Here is a 26,195-nt window from a genome sequence, read left to right as displayed (position 1 = left end):
CTGCAACTCGTCGAAGAACTCGTTGGGCATCCTTGAATCGGCCATCGCTGGGCCCTCCGTCGTGAGTCGTCGTACCAATAACTCACGCACGGCGCAAAACCCGTGCCGAAATCGGGTGGGGTTTTGTCTGGGCTTCTAAGGTGAAGTTCGAGAGAATCAGCTATGGCGAACTAAATGCAAGACAGAAAGAAACCTACAACTTCCACAAGATAGCGGGCGTATTGGCAGACTACGGATTCACCTCGATCCGACTCTCGGACGACTGGCAAGGCGCTGACTTTATCGCCGTTCACATCGACGGCAAGACAACCTTACGCGTCCAGCTCAAGGGTCGGCTGAGCTTCAACAAAAAGTACTCTGGCAAAGGGGTATTCATCGCGTTCCCGTACCAAAATTCGTGGTACCTCTACCCGCATGATACGCTCCAGCAAACCGTATTTGGCGCCAAGAGCTACGGCGCCAGCGATTCCTGGACCGTGAACGGCGGTTACAGCGTCGGCAAGCTCGGAACCGAGCTGCTCACGCTACTACGGCCGTACCGACTACCTACAGAATGACCGCCAGCGTGCTGATCGACCGCGAGCCGGCCACGTCAGTGGTCGGTGTGCGCCGGGTACCCGGGTTCCACCGACCACTGACGTGGCCGGCTCGCGGCGGGGCGTTTACTTCTTGCCTTTCTTCTTGCCGGCGCCCTTCTTCGCCGCTTTCTTCTTGGCGGTTTTCTTCTTCGCGGCCTTTTTCGGCGAAGCCGTTTTGGCCGTCTTCTTCTTCCCGCCGAAGGCCTTCTCCCAGCCGCTGGCGTATTTTTCGTTCGATCCGACTCGGGCGGTGCTCATAGGAGTGAGTTGGGAGTTTTGAGTAGCGAGTTGCGAGTTAGGGGTCACCAGCGGGAGCCGCCTCCGAAGCGCTCAACTCGCGCCGCGCGACTCCCGGCTCGTAACTCCTAAGCCAATTTCTTGTAGCGGAAGCGCTTGGGCTCGTCCTCGGACTCGCCCATGCGTTCCTTGCGTTGCGATTCGTAGTCCTGGAAGTTGCCCTCGCACCAGTGGACGTAGCCGTCCCCCTCGAACGCGAGGATGTGCGTGGCCAGGCGGTCGAGGAACCAGCGGTCGTGGCTGACCACCACCGCACAGCCGACGAACGTGGCGACGGCCTCCTCTAGCGAACGCAGCGTGTCGACGTCCAGGTCGTTCGTCGGTTCGTCGAGCAGCAGCACGTTCGACCCGCCGCGGAGCAGCTTCGCCAGGTGCACGCGGTTCCGCTCGCCGCCGGACAGCACGCCGACCTTCTTCTGCTGGTCCGCCTTCTGGAAGTTGAACTTGGCCACGTACGCGCGGCTGTTCACCTGGCGCTTGCCCATCTCGATCAGGTCGAGCCCGTCGGAGATCTCTTCCCAGACGGTCTTGTTCGGGTCGAGGTGGTCGCGGCTCTGGTCCACGTAGCCGAGCGCGACCGTTGGGCCGAAGATCAGCTCGCCGCTGGTCGGCTCCTCCTTGCCCATCAGCATGTTGAGGAGCGTCGTCTTGCCGGCGCCGTTCGGGCCGATGATGCCCACGATCCCGCCCGGCGGCAGGCGGAAGTTCACGTCTTCGAAGATCATCCGGTCGCCGAAGGCCTTCGACAGGTTGCGGGCCTCGACCACCTGGTCGCCCAGCCGCGGGCCGGGGGGGATCTGGATTTCCAGCTCGTCGGGGCGCTCTAGGAACTCCTCGGCGGCGAGTTTCTCGTACGACGCGATCCGCGCCTTGCTCTTCGACTGCCGCGCTTTGGGCGAGGAACGGATCCACTCCAGCTCTTTGGCCAGGGTCTTTTGCCGGGCCGACTTCTGCTTCTCCTCGATCTCTAGCCGCTTGGCCTTCTGCTCCAGCCAGCGCGTGTAGTTGCCCTCGAACGGGATCGCCCGGCCGTACTCCACCTCGAGGATCCACTGGGCCACGTTGTCCAGGAAGTAGCGGTCGTGGGTCACCGCAACGATCGTGCCCGCGTAGTCCGCCAGGTGCCGCTCGAGCCACTGGATGCTCTCCGCGTCGAGGTGGTTGGTCGGCTCGTCGAGGAGCAAGAGGTCCGGCTGCTCCAGCAGCAGCTTGCACAGCGCCACGCGGCGTTTCTCGCCGCCGGACAGCTTGGTCACGTCCGAGTCGCCCGGCGGCACGTTGATGACGTCCATCGCGCGCTGGACCATCCGCTCCAGCTCCCACGCGCCGCGCGCGTCGATCTCGTCTTGCAGCTCGGCCTGGCGGGCCATCAGCTTCTCGGTCGCGGCCGCGTCGTCGGCCACTTCGGCCATCTTCTCCCAGCTCGCGTTGTACTCGTCCACCAGCGCCTGGGTGCCGGCGACCGCTTCCATGATGTTGCCCATCACGTCCTTTTCAGGATTGAGCGGCGGCTCCTGCTGCAGCATGCCGACGGTGAAGCCGTCGGTCAGGCGGGCCGAACCGTCGAACTCCTTGTCGACCCCCGCCATGATGCGCAGCAGCGTGCTCTTGCCCGCGCCGTTGCGACCCAGCACGCCGATCTTCGCGCCGGGGTAGAACGCCAGGTCGATGTCCTTGAGCACCTCGCGCTGGCCGTGCTTCTTCGTGAGGCCGGCGATCTGGTAGATGTACTTCTGGTTGGGCGGCATAAGGCCAAGCTTCCGCGGCGTGGGGGGGCTTCGGCGGCCGGGCGGCCGCTTCGGTGGGGTGGTGTCGGGTGGCTCAGCCCCGTGTTTTACCAAGTCGCCGGCTGGCTGGGGACCGCTCCACCCGGCAAGATCGCGCACTCCGCGACGGATCGCCGACACGCCCCGCCGCCGCCGAGGTCCGGCGCCCCCTCCCACCCCACCACCCTCGCCCCGGGCCGATGCGCTACCAGATCAAGCAACGCCTGCTAGCGGTCCGGCCCACGTTCGACATCGCCAACGAGTCGGGCGAGCCGATCCTCGTCGGCGAGGGCAAGCTGTTCGTCCTGGCGGCCGAGGTGGTCATCCGCTCGCTCTCCGGCGAGGAGTTTGTCCGCGTCAAGCAGCAGCTCTTCTCGTGGCGGCCCCGCTTCGAGATCACCCAGCAGGGCCGCCCGCTGGCGACCGTCGCCCGCCGGTGGACCCTCCGCCCGCGGTACACGATCGGGCTGGCCGGCGGCGGCGAGCTGCTGGTGGCCGGCTCGTTGTTTGAGCACGAGTTCCGCTTCCTGGCCGGCGAAGAGCCGGTCGCCCTGGTGTCGCGAGCGATGTGGTCGCTCCGCGACACGTACGGCGTCGACGTTTTCCGCCCGGAGTACGACGCCGTCGTGCTGGCCGTGGTGATCGCGATCGACAGCGTGCGGACGCAGCGCGAGCGGTCCGCGGGCTGAGCGGCCCGCGACGGGCGCCGTGGACCACCCGATCGGCCCCGGCCTAAAATGCCGGCCTACCGCGTTTCGATCTTTGCCCGGAGCCCAACGATGACCCGCCTACTCGGACTCGCCCTCCTCCTTTCGGCCTCCGCGACCGCCCACGCCCGCGACTGGCCCCAATGGATGGGCCCGCAGCGCGACGGACTGACGAGCGAGACCGGCCTGCTTAAGGAGTGGCCCGAAGGGGGCCCGAAGCGGGTCTGGCTCAACCGGGAAGTGGGCCTGGGCTACTCGGGCCCCGCGATCGCCGACGGCAAGCTCTACACGCTCGGCTCGCGCGACGGCGTCGAGCAGCTGATCGCTCTGGACGCCGACACCGGCGACGAGCTCTGGGCGGTGGACCTCGGCCAAGAGTACGAGAACGACTGGGGCAACGGGCCGCGTAACACCCCCACCGTCGACGACGGCCGCGTGTACGCGCTCGCCGCCCGCGGGGCGCTGGTCTGCGTGTCGGCCGACAGCGGCGACCCGATCTGGAAGAAGCAGCTGCAAGACTTCGGCGGCGAGACCCCCAACTGGGGCTACGCCGAGTCGCCGCTGGTCGACGACGGCCGGGTGGTGGTGACCCCCGGCGGCGAGAAGGGGGCGATCCTCGCGCTCGACAAGCTGACCGGCGAGCGGATCTGGCAGGCCGAAGAGCTCACGCCGATCGCCCACTACTCGTCGATCGTCGTCGGCAGCCCCAACGGCCAGAAGCAGTACATCCAGCTCTTGCAAGACCAGCTGGTCGGCGTCGCGCCCGACTCCGGCGAGCTGCTCTGGAGCGTGCCGTGGCCGGGCCGCGTGGCGGTGATCCCCACGCCGCTGGTCGAGGGGAACCGCGTCTACGCGACGACGGCCTACGGCATCGGCTGCATGCTGGTCGAGATCGCCCCGGACAACACGCCGGAGGTCGTCTACGAGAACAAGGTGATCAAGAACAAGCACGGCGGTGTGATCCTGCTCGATGGTCATGTGTACGGCCACTCCGACGGCGCCGGCTGGGTCTGCCAAGACTTCGACACCGGCGAGCTCGTCTGGCGCGAGCGCAGCGCCTTGGACGCCGGCTCGCTCGGCTACGCCGACGAGCGGCTCTACCTGCTCAGCGAGGACGGCGGCGAGGTCGTGCTCCTGGAGCCCTCGCCGAAAGAATGGATCGAGAAAGGCCGCTTCACGCTCGAGCCGCAAACCGACTTGCGCAAGCCCAAGGGCAAGATCTGGGTCCACCCCGTGATCGCGAACGGCAAGCTCTACCTACGCGACCAAGAGCTGCTGTTCTGCTTCGACGTGTCGGCGGAGTAGCCGGCCAAGGGCTGGTCCCGCGGGATCGTAGAGCCGCACATTTGACCGCGAGCCGGCCACGTGAGTGGTCGGTGTGCGCCGAGTGCCCGGGTTCCACCGACCACTAACGTGGCCGGCTCGCGGCCGTTCGTTAGCGCGAACGCCGCGCTACTCCCACTCGATCGTCGCTGGCGGTTTGCTGCTGATGTCGTAGACCACCCGGTTCACGCCGGCCACCTCGTTGATGATCCGTGTGCTGATCCGGCTCAGCAGGTCGTGCGGCAGGTGGCTCCAGTCGGCGGTCATGAAGTCGTCGGTGTTCACGCACCGCACGGCCAGCGCGTTCTCGTACGTGCGGCCGTCGCCCATGACGCCCACGCTCTGCACCGGCAGCAGCACCGCGAATGCCTGCGACGTCTGGCGGTAGAGGCCGGCCGCTTTGATCTCGCCGACGACGATCGCGTCGGCCTCCCGCAGCGTGTGCAGCTTGTCGGCGGTGACCTCGCCCAGGCACCGCACCGCGAGCCCCGGCCCGGGGAACGGGTGCCGCCACACGATCTCCTCCGGCAACCCGAGCTGCAGGCCCAGGCGGCGGACCTCGTCCTTGAACAGGTCGCGGAGCGGCTCGATCAGCTCGAAGCCGAGCTCCTTCGGCAGGCCCCCCACGTTGTGGTGCAGCTTGATCGAAGCGGCCGGACCGTCGCCCGACCCGCCCGACTCGATCACGTCCGGGTAGAGCGTGCCCTGCGCGAGGAACCGCGCGTCCTCGACCTTGGCGGCCTCCTCCTTGAAGCACTCGATGAACTCGGCGCCGATCCGCCGCCGCTTCTCTTGCGGGTCGACCACGCCGGCCAGCCGCTCGAGGAACCGCTGCTCGGCCTTCACCACGTGCAGGTCGGTCTGGAAGTGCTCGGTGAACTCCCGCACGACGGCCGCTTCCTCGTCCTTCCGCAGCAGGCCGTTGTCGACCAGGATGCAGCTCAGCTGCGGCCCGATCGCCTTGGCCAGCAGCGCGGCCACGACCGACGAGTCGACCCCGCCCGAGAGCCCGCAGATCACCCGGCTGCCGCCGACCCGCTGGCGCACCGCGGCGATCGTCTCGTCGGCGAAGTCGCCCAGCCGCCACTGGCCGGTCGTGCCGCAGACCTCGCGCAAGAAGTTGCCGAGGATCGTCTTGCCCTCGACGGTGTGGGTCACCTCCGGGTGGAACTGCAGGCCGTAGACCGGCAAGCGGTTGTGACGCACCGCGGCGAACGGGCAGGTCGCGGTCTTCGCCAGCGGCGTGAAGTCGGCGGCGATCTGCGTGACCTGGTCGCCGTGGCTCATCCAGACCTCGGTCTGCGTGTGCACGCCGCGGAACAGGTCGGCCGAGTCGACCACCTCGCAGTGGGCCCGGCCGTATTCGCGCACGTCGTGGGCGTGCACCCGGCCGCCCAGCGCCTCGCAAGCGAGCTGCATGCCGTAGCAGATCCCCAACACGGGGATGCCCATCTCGAAGAGCTTCGGGTCGCACCGCGGCGCGTCGGCGGCGTACACGCTGCTCGGCCCGCCCGAGAGGATGATCCCCTTCGGGGCGATCTCGGCGATCCGCTCGGCCGACAGGTCGTGCCGCACGATCTCGCAGTACACGTGCTGCTCGCGCACCCGCCGAGCGATCAGCTGCGCGAGCTGCGAGCCGAAGTCGAGCACCAGCACCCGCTCGCCCGCCAAGGCGGACTGCTCGTGGCGGCTGGCTGCGCCGGTCGTGCTGCTGGCTGAGCCGGTCGGGTTGCTCTCTGCCGAGGCGACGCTCATCAAGGTCGGTCCGTGACGGGGGGGCCCCCGGCTCGCGGAGAGCGCGTGTCGTGCGTGTCGCGCGGGCCGGGGCGTGCGAAAGCGGCGGATTCTACCGGTTACGCCGGCCGCCAGCCAGCAGCGCGGGCCCGTTGGTTCCGCCCGGAGCCGGCGCCCGCTTATGATGGGGGCTATGCGGATCCTCCTTACCAACGACGACGGCGTCTACGCCCCGGGCCTGGCCGCCATGCGCGCGGCGCTGGAGCGGATCGCCCACGTAACGGTCGTCGCCCCGGCGAGCGAGCAGTCGGGCGTGGGCCACTCGATCACGTTCCTCACGCCGCTGATGGCGAACCAGGTGTTCGACCTGGACGAGCCGCGCGGCTGGGCGGTCGAGGGCTCGCCGGCGGACTGCGTGAAGCTCGCGCTGGCGAAGCTCTGCATCGACGAGAACGGCGAGTCGTTCCGGCCCGATCTGGTCGTGAGCGGCGTCAACAACGGCTTCAATGTCGGCATCAATGTGCTCTACTCCGGCACCGTGGCCGCCGCCACCGAGGCCGCGCTGCACGACCTGCCGTCGATCGCCGTGTCGCTCGAATGGGACGAGCACGCCCGCTTCAACACGGCCGCCGCGATGGCGGTCAGCGTGATCCAGCGGATGCTCGAGGTCGATGCGTGGCGCGACCACCGCTTGTACAACCTCAACATCCCGACGGCCGCCACCACGGCCACCTCCGGCGCGCCGGAGCTACGCGTCTGCCGGATGGGCGCCCACCGCTGGGACGCGGCGTTCGAGGAGCGGCTCGACCCGAAGGGACGCCGCTACTTCTGGACGGTCGGCACGCCGCCGACCGAGCCCCCCGGCGCCGACACCGACGTGGTCGCCATCCGCGAAGGCGCGCTGTCGCTCACGCCGCTCGAGATCGAGCGCACCTGTGAATCGATGCTCAAGCCGATGGCCGACTGGGGCTTGTCCCTCGGCGCGGCCCCCCAACCTCCGAAGGATCGAGCGGATGATGAATGAAGCACCTGCCAGCGCCAGCGCGGGCCGTCGCCCGGCGCGTGTCCGGTTCGTCCTGCCGGTGGTCGCGCTAGGCGGCTTCGCGCTGGTCGGCTGCGGCGCCGGCGAGTCGAGCGGCCCGTCGGAACTCGACCGGATGGCCCAGCAACTCGAGCAAAAAGTCGCCGACGAGCGCGTGGCCGCCGAGCAGCAAGCGGTGGTCGCCACCGCCGACGAGGTGCAGAGCCTCCGAGCCGAGGCCGATCGCCTGGCCAACGAGCCGCCCAGCCCGATCACCGACGAGGACTACGTGCGCGGCTCGCACCTGAAACGACAGGACATGCTGCAGACGCCCATCCGCGCGGGCATCCGCGCCGAGCAGGACCTCAAGTCCTTCTCGGTCGAGCACGCGCTGAACCTGTTCATGGCTTCCGAGGGCCGCTACCCGAAGGACCACGAGGAGTTCATGGAGAAGATCGTCGAGTTCAACAACATCCAGCTCGAAGAGCTCAAGGACCCGTACGAGCCGTGGTACGACGGCGAAAGCCACACGCTGATGAAGCGGGTGACGCCCGAACACATCGAAGCCGCCAAGGCCCAAGCCGAGTCCGCCGAAGCGGCTCTCCAGGACGGCTGACCCCAATCTCGATCCGCAACCCAAAATCCACTTCCCTCCCCGGGCTGACGCCGCGGGGCTCCGGGCCCAGCGGCCCGCCTCCCCCCTCCTCTTGCTTCCCTCCTCTCGCTACCCCGCTCTCATGTTTCGCTCGCAACGACGCTTGTTCCCGCTAGCCGTGGCGGTCGCCGCCTCGGCCGCTTGCGGCCCGTCGCTCGCCCAAACGAGCTGGGTCTTCGCGCCCGCTCCGTACACGCACAACCCGATGACCGGCGTGCGGACCACGCGGTACGCTCCCGACGCGTGGGTCGAGCCGCTGGACGACCCGCGGCAGACGGTCAGCCGGTACTCGCGCACGACGTCCAACCGCTTCGGGGCCGACGGGTCGAGCGACCAGATCATCGAGGTGCAGAGCTTCGGCAACACGCGCGGCGGCTACGACGCGCAGCGCGAGCGGGGCTTCGACGCGTCGCTCCAGACGCTCGAAGCGCTGGAGCCCTTCCGCCGCAACCCGTTCTTGTTCTTTGGCGGCTTGCAGGGCTTCGGCTACGGCTTCCCCGGCCTGCCCGCCGCGCCGCCCTACGGCGGCTTCGCGGCGCCGCCGGCCGGCTACACGCCGCCGGCCGGGTACGCGCCGCCGCACGGCGCTCCCTACCCAGCCCAGGACCCGAACGCGCCGCAAGCCCCTTACGTGCCCCACCCCGCGGCGGGCGCCGGCGCGGCGGCCCCGCCCCCGCCCGTCGGCCAGCCCGGCACGGCGTACCCCTACCAGCCGCAGACCGGCGCCATCGTGCCGGTCGCCCCGATCGGCCCGTTCTGGGGCGGTTTCCCGGCATTTGGTCCCGGCTTCGGCCACTACCCAGGCGCTCGTTGAGCGATGGCCGACAGGTAGGACGCCGAGCGACGCGGATCGAGCGGAGCGACGCCGACGGCGCGGTTGCTCTCCGCGTTGATCCGCTCGATCCGCGCTAATCCGCGGTCCCCGGTCACCGGCGCAAGCGGCTGGCTTCGTCTCGCCAGTCCTTCTCGGGCCGGTAGTCGACGACCAGCCAGCGATCGCCGCGGCGGGCGAAATCGAGCTCGAGCCCGTCGAAGTAGGCGCCGGTCGTCCCGGTCGGCTTGTGCTGGACCTTGATCAGCGGCTTCAGGCGCGCGGTGGCCACCGCGTCGTCGGCCGTGGGGTCGCCGGGCAGCTCGACCCGCACCTCGCCCCCCTTGCCTGCCGATAGGATCTCGAACATCGGCATCAGGGCTTCGGCGTCGGAGCGGACCTTGTCCGCGCCGGGGTCGACCAGGGCGAGCACGCCGGGCAGGTCGCCAGCCCGGATGCGGTCGAAGAGCGTGTCGACCGCCGATCGAACCGCTTCGCGGGGCGTGACCCACGCGCGTTCGAAGACCACCCCGCCGATCGCCAGCAGCACCGTCGCGGCGAGCAGCAGCAGCGAGTTCCGCGAGCGGGTCTGAACGAACGGGATCGCGCCGGCGGTCACCAGCAGCAAGCCCAGCGCGACGAACGCGGCGGGGCTTTCGAGAAGAGAGGTCATTGGGAGTAGCGAGTTGCGAGGCGCGAGCCTTGAGTTGACAACGCAAACCGCAGTATCCCACAACTCGCGCCTCGCGCCTCGCAACTCGCAACTCGATCACGCCGCCTTGAGCCCCGAGGTCTCTTGGTTCAGCTTGTTGTAGAGCGTCTTGAGGCTGATGCCGAGTTCGGCGGCCGCCTTGGGTTTGGCGCCGTCGTGCCGCTGGAGGGCCTCGTGGATGGCTTCCATCTCGAGGTCGCGGAGCGTGATCGGCCCCCGCGACCGGGCCGCGCCGGTCAGCTGGCGGCGGTTGAAGTGCTGCGGCAGGTCGTCGGCCGTGATCGGCCCCGAGTCGCAGAGGATCGTGGCGTGCTCGATCACGTTGGCGAGCTCGCGTACGTTGCCGGGCCACACGTGGGCGCGGAGCGCGGCGACGGCGTCGTCGGTCAGTTGCTGCTCGATCTTGCTCGCGTGCGGCCGGAAGCGGCGGAGCAGGTGCTCGGCCAGCGTGGGCAGGTCGTCGAGCCGGTCGCGGAGCGGCGGCAGTTGGATCTCGAACGTGTTGATCCGGTACATCAGGTCCTCGCGGAACTCGTCCGCGGCGACCATCTCCGCCAGGTCGCGGTGCGTCGCGCAGACGACCCTCACGTCGATCGAGACCGTCTTGTTCTCGCCCACCCGGCGGACCTCGCGGCTCTCCAGCACGCGGAGCAGCTTGGCCTGCATGGCCTTGGGCAGCTCGCCGATCTCGTCGAGGAAGATCGTGCCGCCGTTGGCGACCTCGAACAGGCCCACGCGGTGCTCGTCGGCGCCGGTGAACGCCCCCTTGGTGTGGCCGAACAGCTCCGACTCGATGAGGGTCTCCGGCAGCGCGCCGCAGTTGATCGCCACGAAGGGCTTGCCCGCGCGGGGGCTCTGGTCGTGGACCGCGCGGGCGACCAGCTCCTTGCCCGAGCCGGTCTCGCCGAGCACGAGGACCGTCGACTCGGTCGGCGCGACCTTGCCGATCAGCGCCTTGACGCGCTGCATGGGCCGGCTGTCGCCGATCAGCGTCGGCGCCCCCTCGATCCGTTCCAGGCGCCGCTGCAGCGCGTAGAACTTCTGGGTCAGCTCGCGCTTGGCCGCGATCCGCTGCAGCAGGGCCTCGATCTCGACCAGCTTGCACGGCTTGGTGAGGTAGTCGAAGGCCCCGTGCCGCAAGGCGGCGATCGCGCTGTCGGTGGTGCTCTTGCCGGTGAGGACGACCGCCTCGGTGGCGGGCGAGATCTCTTTGAGCCGGGCGATGACCTCCACGCCGGTCATTCCGGGCATGTCGAGGTCGACGATGATCGCGTCGTAGTTGTTCTCTTCGATCGCCGTGACGGCGGTGAGGCCGTCGGGGCAAACCGTGACCGTGTGGCCCATCCGCGGCAGCTCGAGCTTCATCAGCTCTTGCAGCGAACGCTCGTCGTCGGCGAACAGCAGGCTCAGGCCGGCGGGCTTCTTGTCGTTGGCGGGCATATCGGTCTAGCGGCTGGGGGGGCACATCGGGTTTCGTCGGTAGTCAGTAGCTGGTTGCAGGTCGGCAGCGACTTGGCTACTGACTACTGACAACTGGCGACGGTCACTTAGGCCGCCGCGGCGATGGGTTGTTCGGTCGGCAGGGTGATCGTGAAGGTCGAACCCCGGCCGACGCCGTCGCTGTCGGCGGTGAGCTCGCCGCCGTGTTCCTCGACGATGCGGTAGGTGATCGACAAGCCGAGGCCGGTCCCCTGCCCCGATCGCCGGCGGGTGAAGAACGGCTCGAACAGGTGCCGCTTGACCTCGTCGGTCATGCCGCAGCCGTCGTCGCGAACGACGATCCGCGCCTTGGCGGCGGCGCCGCGGGGGACCTGCTCGACGGCGACCGTGACCCGGCCGTCGGTGTCGAGGCTGTCCAGGCCGTTCGTGACCAGGTTCAGGATCACCTGCTTCATCTCCTGCGCGTCGACCTCGGCGATGACCGGGTCGCCCGGCAAGAGCACCGCGTGCTTGCGCTTGTACTTGCCGAGGTGGCTGACCATCTCGATGACGCCCTCGACCAGCTCGCGCAGGTCGGCGGGGCGCCGCTGGCGGTCGCCCATGCGCGAGAAGTCGAGCAGCTGCTCGGTGATCTGCTTGCAGCGGAAGGACTCCTTGCCGATCGTTTCGAGGTAGGACCGCACGACCTCCCACTCGGCCGCGTGGGCGGGGTCGTCGCCGCCGAGGTCGGCCAGCCGGCTCTCGAGCGACTCGCTGCACATGGCGATCGCGGCCAGCGGGTTGTTGATCTCGTGGGCCACGCCGGCCGCCAAGAAGCCGACGCTGGCGAGCTGCTCGCTGCGGATCACCTGGTTGGTGCGTTGCTTGACCTGCTGGTCGAGCTCGTCGTGGGTTTGCTTGAAGTTGGCCATCATCGAGTTCATCGCCTCGGCGAGCTCGCCCATCTCGTCGCGCGAATCGAGCGAGATCTGGTGGGCGAAGTCGCCCGACGCCACGCGGCGGGCCGCCTCCACGAGCGACGCCAGCGGGCACGCGATCGCGCGGCGGAAGACCTGCGTGGCCGCCACCAGCAGCAGCAGGGCCGACGCGCAGGTCGCCCACGCCAGGCCGATCGCCAGGTGGTACTGGCTGCGGACCTCGCCCGCCAGCTGCGCGAAGCGGTTGTGCAGGTGGCTGGGCAGCTGAGCGGCCAGCTCGCGCAGCGCGCCGATCTCGGTCTCCAGGGCGTCGGTGTCGCCGCGTAGCTCGTCGTAGAACAGGCTGTCTTCCAGGTCGTCGCGGCGGATGCGGCCGAGGACCGCGTCGATCTCGGCGAGGGTCTTGCGCTCGGGGCCGTCGCCGCTGATGCGGGAGTCGTCGCTCTCGCTGTTGTAGTCCAGCCGGTCCCGGTACTCGGAGAGCGTGTCCTTGAGCCGCTCGAAGCCCGTGCGGTACTCGGCCAACAGCAGCTTCAGCTCCCACGGCGCCGCGGTGTGCTCGCGCTCGGCTTCGGCGACCGCTGCGGCGAACTCGAACGGGTCGTCTAGCGCGCGGCGCGGCTCGAAGCGCTCCAGCCGGCGCGACCGCTCCCGCGCTTGGCCGAGCACCACGTGCAGGTCGGCGGCCCGTTGGTAGAGCTCGTTGGTCAGCGGCAGCTCGGCCGCGCGCACGCTGAGCGTCTTGGCGAGGCCGCGGTACGCGTACAGGCCGTACAGGGCCGCGCAGAAGAGCAGGATCGTGCTGCCCGCGAGCAGCCCCACGCCTACCCTCAGTTTGTAGCCGATCGATCGATGCGAAAGCACGCGCGACCTCCTTGTCGCCGTCAGCCTTCCCCCACGCCCCGCGGCGGGCTTCCTTGCCCGCACCCGCGGCCGGAGGGTAGCAGCCCGGCCGAGTCAAAGACAACGCGGATAGGCGAAGGCCTCAGTTCCTGACCACCCGCCGCATCATCCACACCCCCCAGGCGGCCAGCACCGCGTTGCCCACCCAGACGACCAGCGGCGGCAGCTCGCCGGCCTTGGCCGCGTCGACGCTCACCATCAGCAGCGGGTAGTAGGCCAGCAGGATCGGCGCGAAGCAGAGGAAGAAGCTGGCGAGGAACTCCCCCTTCTGCCGCCAGATGGCCATCGGCACGCCGATCGTGACGAAGGCCAAGCAGCTGAAGCCGTTCGCCCACCGCCGGTAGGGCTCCAGCGCCAGCCGCCGGCTGTGCCGCTCATGTGCCCGCAGCCGACGCTCCAGGGGGGCCCACGCGTCGGGGCCGAGGCGGTCGAAGTCGCCGGTCGTCATGGCCAGCGTGCGCTCGGTGGCTTGCTCGTGCCGGACCTCGGCCTGTTGGCGGGCGACCTCGCGCAGCTCGCGGTCGATCTCCCCCAGCGCGTAGTTCGACGGGCTCCGCGACCCCTCGGCAGCGCCGAGCACCTCGGCCAGGTCGATCTCGCGCTCGACGGCCTCCTTGTTGGCGATGCTGACGTCGCCCTCGACGTGGATGCCGTCGAACCGCACGACGATCTTCCGCCGGTCCGGCGAAGAGCGTAGCTCGGCCGACGCGGAAGAGATCGTCCACGGCTCGCCGCCGTCGGACGACTGCACGGTGACCGTCGGCATCAGCAAGCGCCGGCCGTCGACCTTCTTCACATTGATCTGCACGCCCCCTTCGGCGTAGCTGCGGTGCAGCGCGAGCTGGCGGTAGATGACCTGCTCGAGCGACTCGACAAACACCCGCTGCACGCCCAGCCGGCCCCAGGAGACCGCCAGGTCGTTCAGGGCCACCGCGCCGAAGCTCGTTAGCAACGCCAGCACGAGCGTCGGCTGGGCCAGCCGCCACGGCGAGATGCCCAGCGCCTTGGCGGCGATCACCTCGTTCGCGGCCGACAGCCGGCCGTACACGCTGGTGGTCGCCAGCAGCATGGTCCCCGGCACCGCGAACTGCATCGCCTGCGGCAGCAGGTAGGGGGTCATCCGCAGCAGCGGCCCCAGGCCGAGCCCCTTCTGAACCGCCTCGCGGCCCACGAGCGCCACGAAGATCAGCGCGGTGAGGCCGGCCAGCGTGAGCAGGAAAACCTGCAGCAGCTCGAACAAGACATAGCGCTGGAGCTTTTTCAACTCAGGGGCCGGCGGGCGGCGGTTCGGGGGATCGGCGGGCGGCGAACGGTAGCAAGCCGCCGCGCGGCCGAGAACAACACTTCCCCGCCCCAACGGCGGTCACCCGCATGAGATTCTGTTTGAAACGCGACACGACGAAGAATTTTTGCGTGTTGCGTTTCGCGCGTGCGTTTCCGCCCTTAACCCCCTGCCGAGAAACGACTTAGGGAAGCGTTACACGTCGCCAAAAGTGCGCTCTCCCGCACCCCGCGCGCCGCGGCTGGTTGGATAATTATCCGGCTTGGCCCGCCCAGCCCCGCCGGAAATTGCCGCGGCTCACGGCGCGTGCTCAAGCGCGCGGAACACCGCGTCGCGGGCCGCTTCGCCGTCGATCGACGTAACGACCTCGACGTTCGGCTCCGCCGCCGGCGTGTTGCGGCGGTCGAACACGGTCTGGCCGTGGGTCAGCTCGCCGAGGGTCTCCACGTCGACGTGCATCGCCTGTTTCTCGACCAGGCCCGGGTGGGCCGCCGCCACGACCGCCGCCACGGCGTTCAGCCGCACCCCCTCGATGCCGAAGCGTTGCCGGTACGCGCGGTAGAAGCCCGGCAGGATCTCCGCCAGCAGCCGGCAGGTGCGCGACCCGCGCGAGCGGACCAGCTCCAGCAGGTCGAAGCCGAACGTCAGCTCGTTGGTCACGTCGAGCGGCAGCAGCGTGACCGGCGCGTCGGCGCGGAACACCTCGCGCGCGGAGCCCGCGTCGCAGTACACGTTGAACTCGGCCGACGGGGTGACGTCGCCGCCGACGCCGACCGAGCCGCCCTGCGCCACGACGCCCGACACGCCGTTCAGCGCGTCGGCCTCGCGCGTGAGCACGGCGGCCAGGTTGCTCATCGGCCCCACGCCGATCAGCAGCACGTCGCCCGGCCAACGGCGGACCTCCTCGGCGATCACCTTCGGCGACAGGTGGCGGTTGGCCTTCTCTGCGACCGGTATCTCCGCGCCGCCGAGCCCGCCCGGGCCGTGCAGGTCGCGCGCGTCGGTGCGCAGCGGTTGCAGCGGGTCGGCGACCCCGATACGCGGCCGCAGCGGCGGATCAACCCGCTCGACGATCGCTTGCAGGTTCCGCGACGCCTGCTCGGGCCCGACCACGCCGCCGGTGGCCGTGAGGGCGACGACCTCCAGGTTCGGCTCGGCCAGGGCGAAGCAGACCGCGACCGCGTCGTCGATGCCCGGGTCGGTGTCGAGGATGACCTTGCGTGGCGGCATGCGGCAAAAGGGGGGTTGCGTCGTTCGGTATCGATCGGTTGTGGCGAGCGGGGCGAGATGGGAAAGGGGGAATGCGGAAAGGGGAAAGGGGAAAGCCGCGCAAGCGACTCGTTCATTCCACTTTCCGCATTCCCCTTTCCCCTTTCCCCTTTGTACTCACCCCGGTCGCTGGCCCGCCGGGTCCCGCTCCGAAGAGCGCGCGGCGCCTCGCATCCTGGCGGGCGGGTGGGCGCCGGCTTATCCTTCACGGGTTATCCCGCACCGCCCGCCGCGCCGCAATGCGGTTTCCTCCCCAGCGCGGCGTCCCGCCCGCCCGCTTTGCAGCATGACTCTCGTGGTCCGCGACACGCTCGACCGGCTCTCGGCGGGCCAGGGGCTGTCTGTCGAGCAGATGCGCGACGTGCTGGGCGAGGTCATGGCCGGCCGCGTGGGCGAGGCCGATATCGCGCGGCTGCTGACGCTGCTCGCGGCCAAGGGAGAGACCGTCGACGAGGTGGCCGGCGCCGCGCTGGCGCTCCGCGAACACATGACGCCGATCCGCACGTCGCGGCCGCGCGTGGTCGACACGTGCGGCACCGGCGGCGGCGGCTCGAAGACCTTCAACGTGAGCACCACCGCGGCGATCGTCGCGGCGGCGGCCGGCGCGGCGGTCGCCAAGCACGGCAACCGCAGCGTGACCAGCCGCACCGGATCGGCCGACGTGCTGGCGGAGCTCGGCGTGAACATCGACGCGGGCGTCGCGCAGGTCGAGGCCTGCCTCGACGAGCTCGGCCTGTGCTTCTGCTACGCGCCGCTGATGCACCCGTCGATGAAGCGAGTCTCGGCGGTGCGGAAGCGGCTCGGCACACGCACGATCTTCAACGTGCTGGGCCCGCTGGCGAACCCCGCCGGCGCGACGCGCCAGCTCCTCGGCGCCGGCCTGCCCCACCTGCGCACGCTGCTGGCCGGCGCGATCAGCAAGCTCGGGACCGAGCGGACGCTGGTCGTCAGCGGCGAGGACGGCCTGGGCGACGTCACCATCAGCGGCGTCACGAACGTGTCGGACGTCACGCCCGGGGGCACGCGGGAGTACCGCTGGACGCCCGAGGACTTCGGCCTGGAGCGGAGCGGCACGACGGGCCTGGAGGTCGAGAGCCCCGTGCACAGCGCGATCGTCATCCGCAAGGTGCTCAAGGGGGAGCCCGGCTCGCCGCGCACGATCGTGGTGCTCAACGCGGCCGCCGCGCTGGTGGCCGCCGGCGAGTGCGACGAGCCCCGCGAAGCGGCCCGCCGCGCCGCCGCGGCGATCGACTCCGGAGCGGCCGCCGAGCTGCTGGCGAAGCTAGCCGAGCGGTCGCACCAGGAGGCTTGAGGGGTGAGGGGTGAGGGACGAGGGAAGGGAGCCCCAGGGCGTCAGCCCGGGGAGAGCCCCGAGAGAAGCGAGCCCCAGGGCGTCAGCCCGGGGAGAGCCCCGGCGCCACCGGCAGCGCAGCGCTTGAGCCGCACGCGCTAGCGTCGGGCGAACTCACGCTTGCGGTCGGTCATCTAGAGAAACGTCGGCCACGTGGCGGGCCGTGCCCCCCCGACGGGCTAGGCGGCCGACCGATCTGCTGAACCTTTGGGCGGCTCGCGGCGTATCAGGCTCCGGAACAGGGAGTCGGCCGGGGTTTGGCCGGGCTCCACTTGCCTCGGATTCCCCCTCGAACAGCGTCTGTTGACGGAGCACACCCCGACATGCCCATCGCCGCAACCAAGCGCGCCGCCGCCCTCGCCCATCGCCGCCTCCGCCGGACTTGCGAAGAGGTCCGGAGCGACTGGACCGCCCGGGAGCGCCGGCGCCGCCGGATCGAGGCCTTCCAGATGCAGATGCGGCTGGCCCGGCTGATGGGCCTGCAGCCGGCGCCGATCGCCGTGCGGGCGCCGAACGCCGCACGCCCCAGGTAGGGCGGCCATAGGCTGGACTGAGCGATGGGTCGGGCCGGCGCATTGGCTGCTGCGGCTCATGCGTCGCTATAGATGTCAACTAGACCAGACGATTTGGCCGCGCTAATCAGGCCGGCGTCGAGGGTCGCGAGCCGAAGGCCGTCGCGTCTTGCCAATTCGAGATAGGCGGCGTCGTAGGCCGTCACTCGCGTCGCGACGGCTAGATCGAGGAGAGCCCGCGGATCCGCGAGCGGAGCCGTGACGAGACGAAAGCTATCGACTGCGGCGAGGAAATCGATCGCTTTCTCCCAATCGATGCGGTTCCGCTTGGCCATGTTGGTCCAGAGCACGTTCCAGAGCTCGTACCAGAAGATCGACGGGACGGCGCCGCCGACTCGGCCGAGCTCGTCCAGGACTCGCTCGGCGTAACGCTGCTCCTCGTCGGGGAACGCCAGTGGCAAGATCGCAGAGACACCGATCACCAGCGGCTTCATTCGCGCCCCAACTTTCGATCGGCCAAGACCTCTTTCAGAGTTGCTCCACCGAACATGCCCTCGAGTGCGCGAAACCGTTCCCGCACGGCGTGCACGTCGAAGCTACGGTCCGACGCGCTTCGTCTCTGAATTGCTTGCTTCCCGGCACGCTCGATGAAGGCGCTGACGTCGCCTCCGGTCGCCGCGATTGCGTCGTAGAGTTCATCGGAAATGTGGACTTCCTTCATGCCCCTATCCTCGCCAGCATCGGCTGGGAGCGTCAAGCTCGGGTGGGTTGACTCCGCCTCACAGGACGTTGCGTAAGCCCTCGGCCCGACGTGCCGTTAGGTCGGTGTAGACCGGACCAAGCCCAGCGCCGGTCCGGCGCAAAACGGCGCGCCTGCCCGACCGGGGCTGCGCTCGTTCTGGCCTACGGGCTAGGGCGCCTCGACTTGCTCGCCGCCGTTGCGTGTGAAGAGGGCCTTCAAGGTTGCGGGGTCGATGTCTAGCGGGATGGCGCTGACGTGGCCGTCGGCGTACCCCCCCAGAAAGACGCCGGGGTGCAGCGAGCCGATGCCCGCGACCGGGTCGGCCGCGTGGGCCGCGACGTCGTAATCGGCAGGCTTCGTCCACTCGACGGCGTGTTCGTCGTCGACCTGGACGACGGCGAGGGTCTTCGCCGTGCCGTCGGTCATGCTGCGGAATTGCAGGCCGTTCTCGCCGGGCGGGAAGAGCGTGTCGCTCCCCGCGACGGCGAGGTAGTGGGTCTTTCCTTCGGTGATGTCGAGCCCCGACGACGGGTCGATGAGCGTCTCGGGCATCTGGGACAGCAGCGCTAGGTTGTGGGGGCTGTCCCACGGCTCGTCGAGGTGAAACCGGTCGTAGAGGGCTTGCTCTTCGATGTACGGCAGGATAGCGACCCGCCAGCTCAGCAGCGGCGCGCGGTCGGCGCCGCGGATCGCTTGGGGAGGGAACGCCCCGTCGGTGTCGTGGTGGTTGTGCAGAGCGAGGAGGATTTGCTTCATGTTGCTCATCGACACGTTGCGTCGGGCCGCTTCACGCGCGGCTTGCACGGCGGGCAGCAGCAGGGCGACAAGCAGACCGAGGCTCGCTGCATAAACGGCCGCGTCGGGCTCGGCGACGTTCATTTCGCCAATAAGGAACACTCGGTCGTCGTCGCGCCGCGGCGTGAACCTCGCTACTTGCCGCTCAAAAGAGCGAATCGAGTACTCTGCCATCGCTCGTTGGATAGGGTCGTCGCTGCCCGCGAGTTCCTGGAACTCCTCGCTGCCGAACATGTTGGCGCGCAGCTTATCGATCGCCGCGAGGATCAGCCCCTCCAGTCGGTCGCCGTCGCGCGCGTCGTTCGCGTACACGGTCAGCGACGACTCGCGCTCGCCCGCCAGGTCGACCGCGACGACCGCGCCGCTGACGAGGTCGACCGCTCCGAGGTACTTCTGCCCCTCGGGCGGGATATCGCCGCGGGCCTGGTTGAGGCCGAGTTGGATCAGCGGGCGGAGCGGCTCGAGGATCACCGCGCCGTGCAGGTGGTTCTGGTCGCCGCCGAGCGTGCGCATGGCCGACGCGAGCGGGGGCTCCCCTGCTTCGGGCTCCCCTGTGTCGGGCGCCCCTGCGTCGGCGCGGGGCTTGAGCAGCCGGCGGAGCACCGCCTTGGCGCCGACCGCGAGCGTGCCCTCGTCGAGCGTGCAGAAGCTCGGCAGGAAGGCTTGCTGGCTCTCGAGGAACGGGCGGCCCTCGAGCTCCGAGGGGGTCGTGTGCGCGGTCAGGCGCGGGTCGAGCTGGTCGAGCGACACCTGGGCCGACGTGTGGACGACCATCGCCCACAGCGGCAGCGGCCCGGCGGGGGGCTCGGCGATGACGGTCACCCGCTCGATCGACTCGACGCCCACGCCGAGGAACTCTTCGCTCGCCGCGGCGGCCACCTCGATCGGCCAGGGCTCGGCGACTTCGGTCCGCAACGCGTCGGCGAGTCGCACGGTGACCGCCGCCACGCTCCGCGGCGTCAGCGCCGCCGCGGCCGACGGGGGCTCGGCCTTCGCCGCGGCAATCGGAGAGAGCCAGACGCTAACGCTCAGCACGACGCGCCAAGCACAGGATCGCTGCGGGGCCATTGCGGGGTCGCCCAGGGTTCTGCGGGGGGGGACGCGGGCAGTTTAACCGAAGACCGCCGCCGGGTGGGGGGAAGGTGGCTGTCGGCTGTCGGCTAATCGCCTGACCACTGACCACTGACCACTGACCCAGCCGCCACCGGCCACGCTACCCCAGCCCGGTTAGCGCGCCGTCGCCGCAGAAGTCGGGGTTGCCGAAGCTCTGGAGGTCGTCGCCGTAGGCGCCGGCGAGCCACATCAGCAGGCGGTTGTGGGGCACGCCGCCGAAGTCGATCGCCCGGCCGCCGCTCACGTTCCACGTGCGCGGGTTGCGCCCGCCGACGAGGAGGAACGGGATGTCGTCGCGGGTGTGGTTGTTGCCCTTGCCGAGCTCGTTGGTCCACACGATCAGCGTGTTGTCCAGCAGCGTGCCGTCGCCGCCGGGCTCGGGGGTCTCGTCGAGCCGCTTGGCCAGGTGGGCGATCTCGCCGGCGTACCAGCGGTTGATGCGGGTGAGCTTGGCGACGGCCTCCGCGTCGGCGTCGGGCTTGTGGGACAGCTCGTGGTGGCCCTCCTGGACGTCGAGCCACCGCATCCGCGCGCCGCCGACGGACTGCGTGTACTGCAGCGTCGCGACGCGTGTGAAGTCGCACGCCAGCGCGTTGACCATCAGCTCGATCTGCATGCGGCTGATCTTCGGCATGTTCTCGTCGGACTCCCCCACGCCCGGCTCGAGGTCCGGCACGGGGTGGTCCAGTTCGGCCGTGTCCTGCTCGGCCTCCAAGCGGAGGTGCATGTCGTGGACGAACTGGGCGTTCTCCTGGAGCACGCGGCGGTCGTGCTCGCCCACCAGGTCGCTCACGCGGCGGAACTCTTCCTGCACGCTGCCGAGCACCGAGCGGAGCGACTCGCGGTCGCGCGTGTCGCCGTACAGCTTGGCGAGCATCTGGTAGGGGTCGTCGATCGGCGCGAGCGGCTTGTTCGCGCCGGCGTAGACCATGCGGGTCCAGGTGTTCGCGCGGTTGGGCACGACCACGCCGAACTCGAGCGAGCCGAACCGCGTCTGGCAGTCGGGCCGCGCCTGGAGGAACCCGCGGAGGTGTTGGTCGATCGACATCCCGCTGGACCAGCCGGCGGGGGTGTCCGACCCGCCTTGCACGTTGCCGGGCAGCAGCTCGATGCCGGTGAGCAGGCAGCCGATGCCGCGCATGTGGCCGTCGCCGTCGCCCCGGATCTGGTTGTTGAGGCCCTTGAGCAGCAGCGTGCGGTCTCGGAACGGGGCGAGCGGCTGGAGGATCTCGGGCAGCGCGTCGGCCTCGGCGAGGGGGCCCGGTTCGGGCCAGAAGTGCTTGGGGATCGTGCCGTTCGGGCTGAACACGACGATCAGCCGCTGCCGGGGCGGCGCCGGCTCGACGCCCGCCAGCGCGGGCAGCCCCTGCAGGAACGGCAACGCGACCGGCGCGACGCCGGCCGCGCGGAGGAACTCGCGGCGGCTGGCGTACGACAGGCGATGGGTCATGGTCGATTCTCGCTTGCGATTGTTCGGATTATCCACGGAGCGGCTTGGTCGTTGGTCCTTCTTGATTCGCTCCGTGTGCTCCGTGCCTCGGTGGTAGGTTTCAAAGCGGCTGGCCAGCCCGTGCCCGACCTTGATTCACTCGGCCAGGGCGGCGACCGTGGCGGCTTCGGCCAAGAGCCACGGGATCTGGAACCCGCTGTTGCGGAAGCCCTCGAGCAGGCGGGCCTCGGTCTCGGGGCCGTAGGCCTCGATCGGCTGCTTCGTCAGGTGGCGGAAAAGTTGCTTGACGAACGAGCGGTGCACGTCGTCCGAGCCGGCCAGGAAGTAGGCCAGCTCGCGCGCGTCGTCCAGGCGCACCTCGCTGCCGTCGGTGGCGATGTAGCCGCCGCTGGAGTCGACCGGCTTGTCGAGGTCGGTCGGGCGGTAGCGGCCGACCGCGTCGAAGTGCTCGAGCGTGAACCCCAGGTCGTTAATCAGCACGTGGCACGCCTGGCACTGCCCCGGGCTGGTCTGCAGCGTGACGCGCTCGCGGACGCTCAGGTCGGGGGCGAGCTCCGGCGCGAGGGGGGCGACCGCCTCGGGGGGTGGCTTGAGCCGGCGGCCGAGCACGTTGCGGGCGAGGAACACGCCCCGGTGGATCGGCGACGGCTCGCTGTAGTAGGAGAACGCGGTCACCAGCAGCGGGTGCGTGACCACGCCGGCGCGGAGGTGGGTGTCGCGCGGCGCTTTGACGAAGAAGTCGTCGCCGTGGGCGGCGGGGTCGTCGACGTCGAAGTCGGCCTCCACGCCGAGGAACGCCGCCAGCCGGCGGTTGACGTACAGGTCTTCGGTGAGGAAGAGCGTGCGCAGGTCGCCGTCGCCGCGCCACACGACCTCTTCGATCAGCCGCTCGAGCGACGCGAGCATGTCGGCCGCTACGCGCTCGTTGAAGTCGGGGAACGCCTCGGGGTCGCGCGACAGGTTGTCCACGTGGTCCAGCTTCAGCCACGCGCGGAAGAAGTCGTCGAGCTTGGAGCGGGCGCGGAGGTCGTCGCGCATCCGCTCGGCGTGCCGGCGGAGCTGCGCGGCGTCGGCCAGCTCGCCCCGCGCGGCGGCCTCGCGGAGCGCCTGGTCCGGCAAGCCGTCCCACAGGTACAAGGCCAAGCGGGCCGCGTTGCGCTCCGACGGCGTCGCGCCGAGCAGGGCGACCTCGGGGTAGAGGAACATCGGGTTCTTCAGCGTCGAGAGCAGCGCGAGCTCGGCCGCCTCGGTGAACGGCCGCGGGTCTTGGTCGCTGTCGTCGGCGAAGTGGCGATCGACGAGCCGCTGCTGCTCTTGGTCGGTCAACGGGCGGCGGAAGGCTCGCTCGGCCAGCCGGCGGCAGAAGTCCCTGGCGCCGTCGGCCGTGAGCTCCTCGCCGCGCTCTACGCCGGCCAACTGCGGCAGGTCGGCGAGGATCGCGTCGGTCGCTTCGAGTGCGGCGTTGGTGGCGGACTCGTCCCAGCCGGCGGAGATCGCCGCGCCGCGCACGTAGCCGACGCTCCGGTCGTCGTCCGGGAAGGGCGTCGCGGTGACGTGCACCGCCGGGCTCCACCGCGGCGACAGGTAACGCGCCGGGATCAGCTCCTCGACGCACCCCGGAGGCTTCCAAGCGAGCGCGAGCTCGAGGTCGGCCTCGCGGATCCGGGTGGCCGACACCCGCAGCCGGTACACCCGCCCGCCGACGAGCGTCGCCGCGCCGCGTAGCTCCGGCTCGTCGTCGGAGCGTACCGATCCGTCGATCAGCTCCCGGTCGTTGACGCTCACACGCACGCCGTTGCGGGTGCGCGCGATGAACTCGTAGTCGCCTGTGACCGGCGCGAGGAGCGATCCGTTGATGTCGACGTGCACGTCGATCCGCGTGTTGCCGAACTCTTCCTTGCCCTCTGCGTTGGGGTCGCGGAAAGCGTCCGGCAACTCGTCGAGTTGCGTGAGCCGGAAGTCGATCCGCGGCAAGCGCAGGTCGCGCGGCTCGGCGACCGAGCCGGTGTTCACCTTGGTGCGAAAGTGCGCCTTCACGCCCCGCTCGTCGGTCCACCGGCCGTGGCCGCGGAACTCGGCGACCAGGTCGGCCAGCGTCTGCCGGTACTGCCGCACCGTCAGCCGCGACAGCTCGCGGCGCGGCGGCGCGTTGCGCGCCTGGGCGATCGGCGAGTAGAACGCCTGGTGCGCGTAGCGGGCGATGGCTTCGGCCTCGGGGCCGACGCAAGCGGCCGGGTCGCCCTCGGGCATCGTGTCCGAAATGACCCGCGCGAGCTCGCGCACCGGCAGGTCGCCTACCAGCGGCGAGCTGTAGTAGTCGGTCCCCTGCCCTTTCTCGCCGTGGCAATCGGCGCACTGGGCGGCGAACAGCTCGGCGCCGCTGGGCGCACCCTCCGCGGCGGCGCCGACGCCGGCGGGCGCCAGCGCAATTGATAGCAGCCAGATTCGTAAGGTCTCGGGTCGCATCGCACTCCGGAGCGGGCTCGGGCGTGATTCGCTACGGAAACCTTACTCACTCGGGTTGCCGCATAGCAAACCCTGCAGGGGGGACTCCCCACACCGCTCTCACCCGTTGGCGGCGGGAAACCGGTCGAAGAAAACGACTTCCGACTTGTCTAATTGCCCGCCCCGGGGCTGCGCCGGCTGGGTCGCTTTGCCGACGACGACCATAAAGGCGATCTCGTGCCCGTCGGGAAGACCGATGATATTGGCGACCTGGTCGGGGTCGAAGCCGATCATCGGGCACGAGTCATAACCCATCGCCTTGGCGGCGAGCATGATCGTCTGGCCGGCGATCCCGGCGGAGCGCATCAGCTCGTCGTGCTGCACCTGCTCGCCGCGCGACTGGTAGAACTGCCGGATCATCGGCACGATCTGTTCCCGGGCCGACTCCGGCGCGTTGCGCCAGTAGCGCTCGGGCTCCTTGGCCCACGAGCGGGGATCGCCGCAGATCACGATGGCGACCGACGCGTCGGTCACCTGCGCTTGATCCCACGCGGCGGCGCGGAGCTGCTTTTTCTGCTGAGCGTCGCGCACGACGACGAACCGCCAATTCTGGATGTTGAACGAGGTCGGCGACAGCAGCGCCAGGTCGAGCAACTGCCGCAGCTGCTCCTCGGGGATCGCGAAGTTCGGGTCGTAGTTCTTGACGCTGCGGCGCTCGCGGATGGCGGTGAGGGTGTCCACGCTATGCCCCGGATTGGGTTGGCCCACAAACGATGCGAACGAACACGAACAAGCAGCCGAGCTCTGCCCGCGCTTTTCCATTCGCGGGTGCTCGCACGATTCGGAGGAGAATCAAGTCTCGTACATGATCCGCCCGTGCGATTGGCTGCGGCTGATGCGGTCGGTGGCGTACAGGCCGGCCAGCACGAACTCGACGCAGCTGGCCCGCACGGCGGCGTCCTCCGACGCGTTCACCTCGAAGGCCTTGTCCCACGCGGGCGGGACACGCTGGAGCAGCTCGGCGTAGTGGCGCGACGGGAGCATGTCGCCGACCTCGATCTTCACGCCCTGCGAAAAGACCTCGGCGATCTCCGCCAGGCCGTGCTCGTCGACGTACTCGGAGAACACCGTGGCGATCGCCTCGGCGATGACCGCGTCGAGCACCTGACGCTCGCTCATCTGGTGCGAGCCCATCAGGTCCAGCTCGAGCTTGCCGAGGCTGCTGGCGTACAGGTGCCCCAGGTCGCTGATCCGCGGCACGGCGGGCGACTCGCCAAGGACCGCCGCGCGGCGCCGCGCCGACGCGATCATCGTGCGGTAGTTGGCGATCGACAGCCGCGCCGACACGCCCGACTCGTGGTCGACGTACTTCGATTCGCGCGCCGCGCGGCTGATCTCCTCGACCAGCTCCTTCATGAAGAAGGGAACGACGACCGGTTGCGGATCTCGGGTTTCCGATTGCGGAGTTCCCTGGTCAGAATCCGCATCCCGCAATCCCGGATCCGCAATGGAGTCCACCTCTTGCTCCAGGATCTCCACCCCCAGCGCGCGTTCCAGCGGGTAGTGCGTGTGGATGATCGATCCGATGCGGTCCTTGAGCTGCGGGATCACCTTGCCGGAGCGGTTGTAGGTGGCCGGGTTCGCGCTGAAGAGGATCATCACGTCGATGTCGAACTTCACCGGGTAGCCGCGGATCTGCACGTCGCGTTCTTCGAGAATGTTGAACAGGCCAACCTGCACCAGCTCGTCGAGCTCCGGCAGCTCGTTCATCGCGAACAAGCCGCGGTGCATCCGCGGGATGAGCCCGAAGTGGAGCGCCTCCTCGGCGCCCATGCTCACCCCGGCGGCGAGCATCGCCGGGTCGATCTCGCCGATGATGTCGGCGAACTTGGTGCCCGGCGCCAGGCGCTCGGCGTAGCGGTCCTCGCGCCGCCACCACGCGATCGGCACGTCGTCGGCCGGCGTGCCGTTGACCAGCATGCGGCCGCGGCTGGTGATCGGGCGGAAGGGGTCGTCGTGCAGCGGGATCTTGCGGTCGTCCAGGTACGGGATCGCCGGGTCGAGGAAGTCGACCAGGCGCCGCATCAGCCGGCTCTTCGCCTGGCCCTTCTCGCCGAGGAACAGCAGGTCGTGCTGCGCCAGCAGCGCGATGCAGAGCTCGGGGACGACCGTGTCGTCGTAGCCGACGATGCCGGGGAACAGCTCCTCGCCGGACTTCAAGCGAGCGAGGAAGTTGTCGTGGACTTCTTGCTTGACGGTCTTGCTGCGCCAGCCGGCGTTGCGGAGTTCGGCGAGCGTGCGGGGCGGGTGCGAGAGGTCAACAGGCATCGGGCCGGGCGGGAAGGGAGGCAGGCGGGTCGCGGGGTGAGCCC

At 69.6% G+C, this 26,195-nt stretch carries 23 protein-coding genes; 8 read left to right on the top strand and 15 right to left on the bottom strand.

Annotated features, from left to right (window positions below; all coding sequences use genetic code 11):
• Positions 1–140: 140 nt before the first annotated feature.
• Positions 141–557, top strand: coding sequence for a hypothetical protein (locus tag RIC11_RS03300; protein WP_350208410.1), 417 nt, complete (start codon positions 141–143; stop codon positions 555–557).
• Between the two features lie 105 nt (positions 558–662).
• Here RIC11_RS03300 and RIC11_RS03295 read toward each other — a convergent pair whose 3' ends face one another.
• Positions 663–836 carry a hypothetical protein gene (locus RIC11_RS03295; protein WP_350208409.1) on the bottom strand — a complete coding sequence of 58 codons (174 nt, stop codon included), beginning with the start codon at positions 834–836 and terminating at the stop codon, positions 663–665.
• A 107-nt stretch (positions 837–943) separates the two neighbouring features.
• Positions 944–2,623: an energy-dependent translational throttle protein EttA gene (gene ettA, locus RIC11_RS03290; RefSeq protein ID WP_350208408.1), complete on the bottom strand. Its 1,680-nt coding sequence runs from the start codon at positions 2,621–2,623 to the stop codon at positions 944–946.
• 218 nt (positions 2,624–2,841) lie between these two features.
• Between ettA and RIC11_RS03285 the strand changes: the two genes are divergently transcribed.
• Positions 2,842–3,330 carry an LURP-one-related/scramblase family protein gene (locus tag RIC11_RS03285; RefSeq protein WP_350208407.1) on the top strand — a complete coding sequence of 163 codons (489 nt, stop codon included), beginning with the start codon at positions 2,842–2,844 and terminating at the stop codon, positions 3,328–3,330.
• A gap of 90 nt (positions 3,331–3,420) precedes the next feature.
• Positions 3,421–4,653, top strand: a complete 1,233-nt coding sequence (locus tag RIC11_RS03280; RefSeq protein ID WP_350208406.1) for an outer membrane protein assembly factor BamB family protein — start codon at positions 3,421–3,423, stop codon at positions 4,651–4,653.
• A gap of 147 nt (positions 4,654–4,800) precedes the next feature.
• On the opposite strand, the gene guaA is transcribed toward RIC11_RS03280, so the two are convergent.
• Positions 4,801–6,426: a glutamine-hydrolyzing GMP synthase gene (gene guaA, locus RIC11_RS03275; protein WP_350208405.1), complete on the bottom strand. Its 1,626-nt coding sequence runs from the start codon at positions 6,424–6,426 to the stop codon at positions 4,801–4,803.
• Positions 6,427–6,598: 172 nt separating this feature from the next.
• Here guaA and surE point away from each other — a divergent pair, with 172 nt between their 5' ends.
• The 3 genes from surE (at position 6,599) to RIC11_RS03260 (ending at position 8,895) form a co-directional block, all read left to right on the top strand.
• Complete coding sequence (gene surE, locus RIC11_RS03270; protein ID WP_350208404.1) at positions 6,599–7,429, top strand: 5'/3'-nucleotidase SurE; 831 nt, start codon at positions 6,599–6,601, stop codon at positions 7,427–7,429.
• Complete coding sequence (locus RIC11_RS03265; protein WP_350208403.1) at positions 7,422–8,042, top strand: hypothetical protein; 621 nt, start codon at positions 7,422–7,424, stop codon at positions 8,040–8,042. The genes surE and RIC11_RS03265 overlap by 8 nt, the downstream gene beginning before the upstream one ends.
• Before the next feature lie 121 nt (positions 8,043–8,163).
• On the top strand, positions 8,164–8,895 hold the full coding sequence (locus RIC11_RS03260; RefSeq protein WP_350208402.1) for a hypothetical protein: 732 nt from the start codon (positions 8,164–8,166) through the stop codon (positions 8,893–8,895).
• 112 nt (positions 8,896–9,007) lie between these two features.
• On the opposite strand, the gene RIC11_RS03255 is transcribed toward RIC11_RS03260, so the two are convergent.
• The 5 genes from RIC11_RS03255 to RIC11_RS03235 all read right to left on the bottom strand — a co-directional run bounded on the left by RIC11_RS03255 (position 9,008) and on the right by RIC11_RS03235 (position 15,376).
• Positions 9,008–9,565, bottom strand: a complete 558-nt coding sequence (locus tag RIC11_RS03255) for a hypothetical protein (protein ID WP_350208401.1) — start codon at positions 9,563–9,565, stop codon at positions 9,008–9,010.
• Positions 9,566–9,661: 96 nt separating this feature from the next.
• Entirely contained in the window at positions 9,662–11,044 is a 1,383-nt protein-coding gene (locus RIC11_RS03250) for a sigma-54-dependent transcriptional regulator (RefSeq protein ID WP_350208400.1), read from the bottom strand.
• Between the two features lie 107 nt (positions 11,045–11,151).
• Positions 11,152–12,825, bottom strand: a complete 1,674-nt coding sequence (locus RIC11_RS03245; protein ID WP_350208399.1) for a sensor histidine kinase — start codon at positions 12,823–12,825, stop codon at positions 11,152–11,154.
• A gap of 121 nt (positions 12,826–12,946) precedes the next feature.
• The gene (locus RIC11_RS03240) at positions 12,947–14,128 is read right to left on the bottom strand and encodes an LptF/LptG family permease (protein ID WP_350208398.1); all 1,182 of its coding nucleotides are present in this window, start codon (positions 14,126–14,128) and stop codon (positions 12,947–12,949) included.
• A gap of 315 nt (positions 14,129–14,443) precedes the next feature.
• Complete coding sequence (locus RIC11_RS03235; protein ID WP_350208397.1) at positions 14,444–15,376, bottom strand: nucleoside hydrolase; 933 nt, start codon at positions 15,374–15,376, stop codon at positions 14,444–14,446.
• A 325-nt stretch (positions 15,377–15,701) separates the two neighbouring features.
• Here RIC11_RS03235 and trpD point away from each other — a divergent pair, with 325 nt between their 5' ends.
• Together trpD and RIC11_RS03225 are read left to right on the top strand one after the other, a co-directional pair.
• Positions 15,702–16,727: an anthranilate phosphoribosyltransferase gene (gene trpD / locus RIC11_RS03230; RefSeq protein WP_350208396.1), complete on the top strand. Its 1,026-nt coding sequence runs from the start codon at positions 15,702–15,704 to the stop codon at positions 16,725–16,727.
• Positions 16,728–17,089: 362 nt separating this feature from the next.
• The gene (locus RIC11_RS03225; protein ID WP_350208395.1) at positions 17,090–17,299 is read left to right on the top strand and encodes a hypothetical protein; all 210 of its coding nucleotides are present in this window, start codon (positions 17,090–17,092) and stop codon (positions 17,297–17,299) included.
• 56 nt (positions 17,300–17,355) lie between these two features.
• Here RIC11_RS03225 and RIC11_RS03220 read toward each other — a convergent pair whose 3' ends face one another.
• The 7 genes from RIC11_RS03220 to RIC11_RS03190 form a co-directional block, all read right to left on the bottom strand.
• Complete coding sequence (locus RIC11_RS03220) at positions 17,356–17,772, bottom strand: type II toxin-antitoxin system VapC family toxin (RefSeq protein WP_350208394.1); 417 nt, start codon at positions 17,770–17,772, stop codon at positions 17,356–17,358.
• Entirely contained in the window at positions 17,769–17,999 is a 231-nt protein-coding gene (locus RIC11_RS03215) for a hypothetical protein (protein WP_350208393.1), read from the bottom strand. The genes RIC11_RS03220 and RIC11_RS03215 overlap by 4 nt, the downstream gene beginning before the upstream one ends.
• A gap of 189 nt (positions 18,000–18,188) precedes the next feature.
• Positions 18,189–19,883, bottom strand: a complete 1,695-nt coding sequence (locus tag RIC11_RS03210) for a DUF1559 family PulG-like putative transporter (protein ID WP_350208392.1) — start codon at positions 19,881–19,883, stop codon at positions 18,189–18,191.
• 145 nt (positions 19,884–20,028) lie between these two features.
• The gene (locus RIC11_RS03205; protein WP_350208391.1) at positions 20,029–21,378 is read right to left on the bottom strand and encodes a DUF1552 domain-containing protein; all 1,350 of its coding nucleotides are present in this window, start codon (positions 21,376–21,378) and stop codon (positions 20,029–20,031) included.
• Between the two features lie 135 nt (positions 21,379–21,513).
• Positions 21,514–23,844: a DUF1592 domain-containing protein gene (locus RIC11_RS03200; RefSeq protein ID WP_350208390.1), complete on the bottom strand. Its 2,331-nt coding sequence runs from the start codon at positions 23,842–23,844 to the stop codon at positions 21,514–21,516.
• Between the two features lie 99 nt (positions 23,845–23,943).
• Positions 23,944–24,564: a nitroreductase family protein gene (locus RIC11_RS03195; protein ID WP_350208389.1), complete on the bottom strand. Its 621-nt coding sequence runs from the start codon at positions 24,562–24,564 to the stop codon at positions 23,944–23,946.
• 111 nt (positions 24,565–24,675) lie between these two features.
• Complete coding sequence (locus tag RIC11_RS03190; RefSeq protein WP_350208388.1) at positions 24,676–26,151, bottom strand: magnesium chelatase; 1,476 nt, start codon at positions 26,149–26,151, stop codon at positions 24,676–24,678.
• Between the last annotated feature and the right edge of the window lie 44 nt (positions 26,152–26,195).

The organism is Botrimarina sp. (assembly GCF_040219535.1).
Classification (GTDB): Bacteria; Planctomycetota; Planctomycetia; order Pirellulales; family Lacipirellulaceae; genus Botrimarina.
The sequence above is the reverse complement of the archived record's forward strand: the minus strand, read 5'-3'. Positions and strand labels throughout refer to the sequence as shown.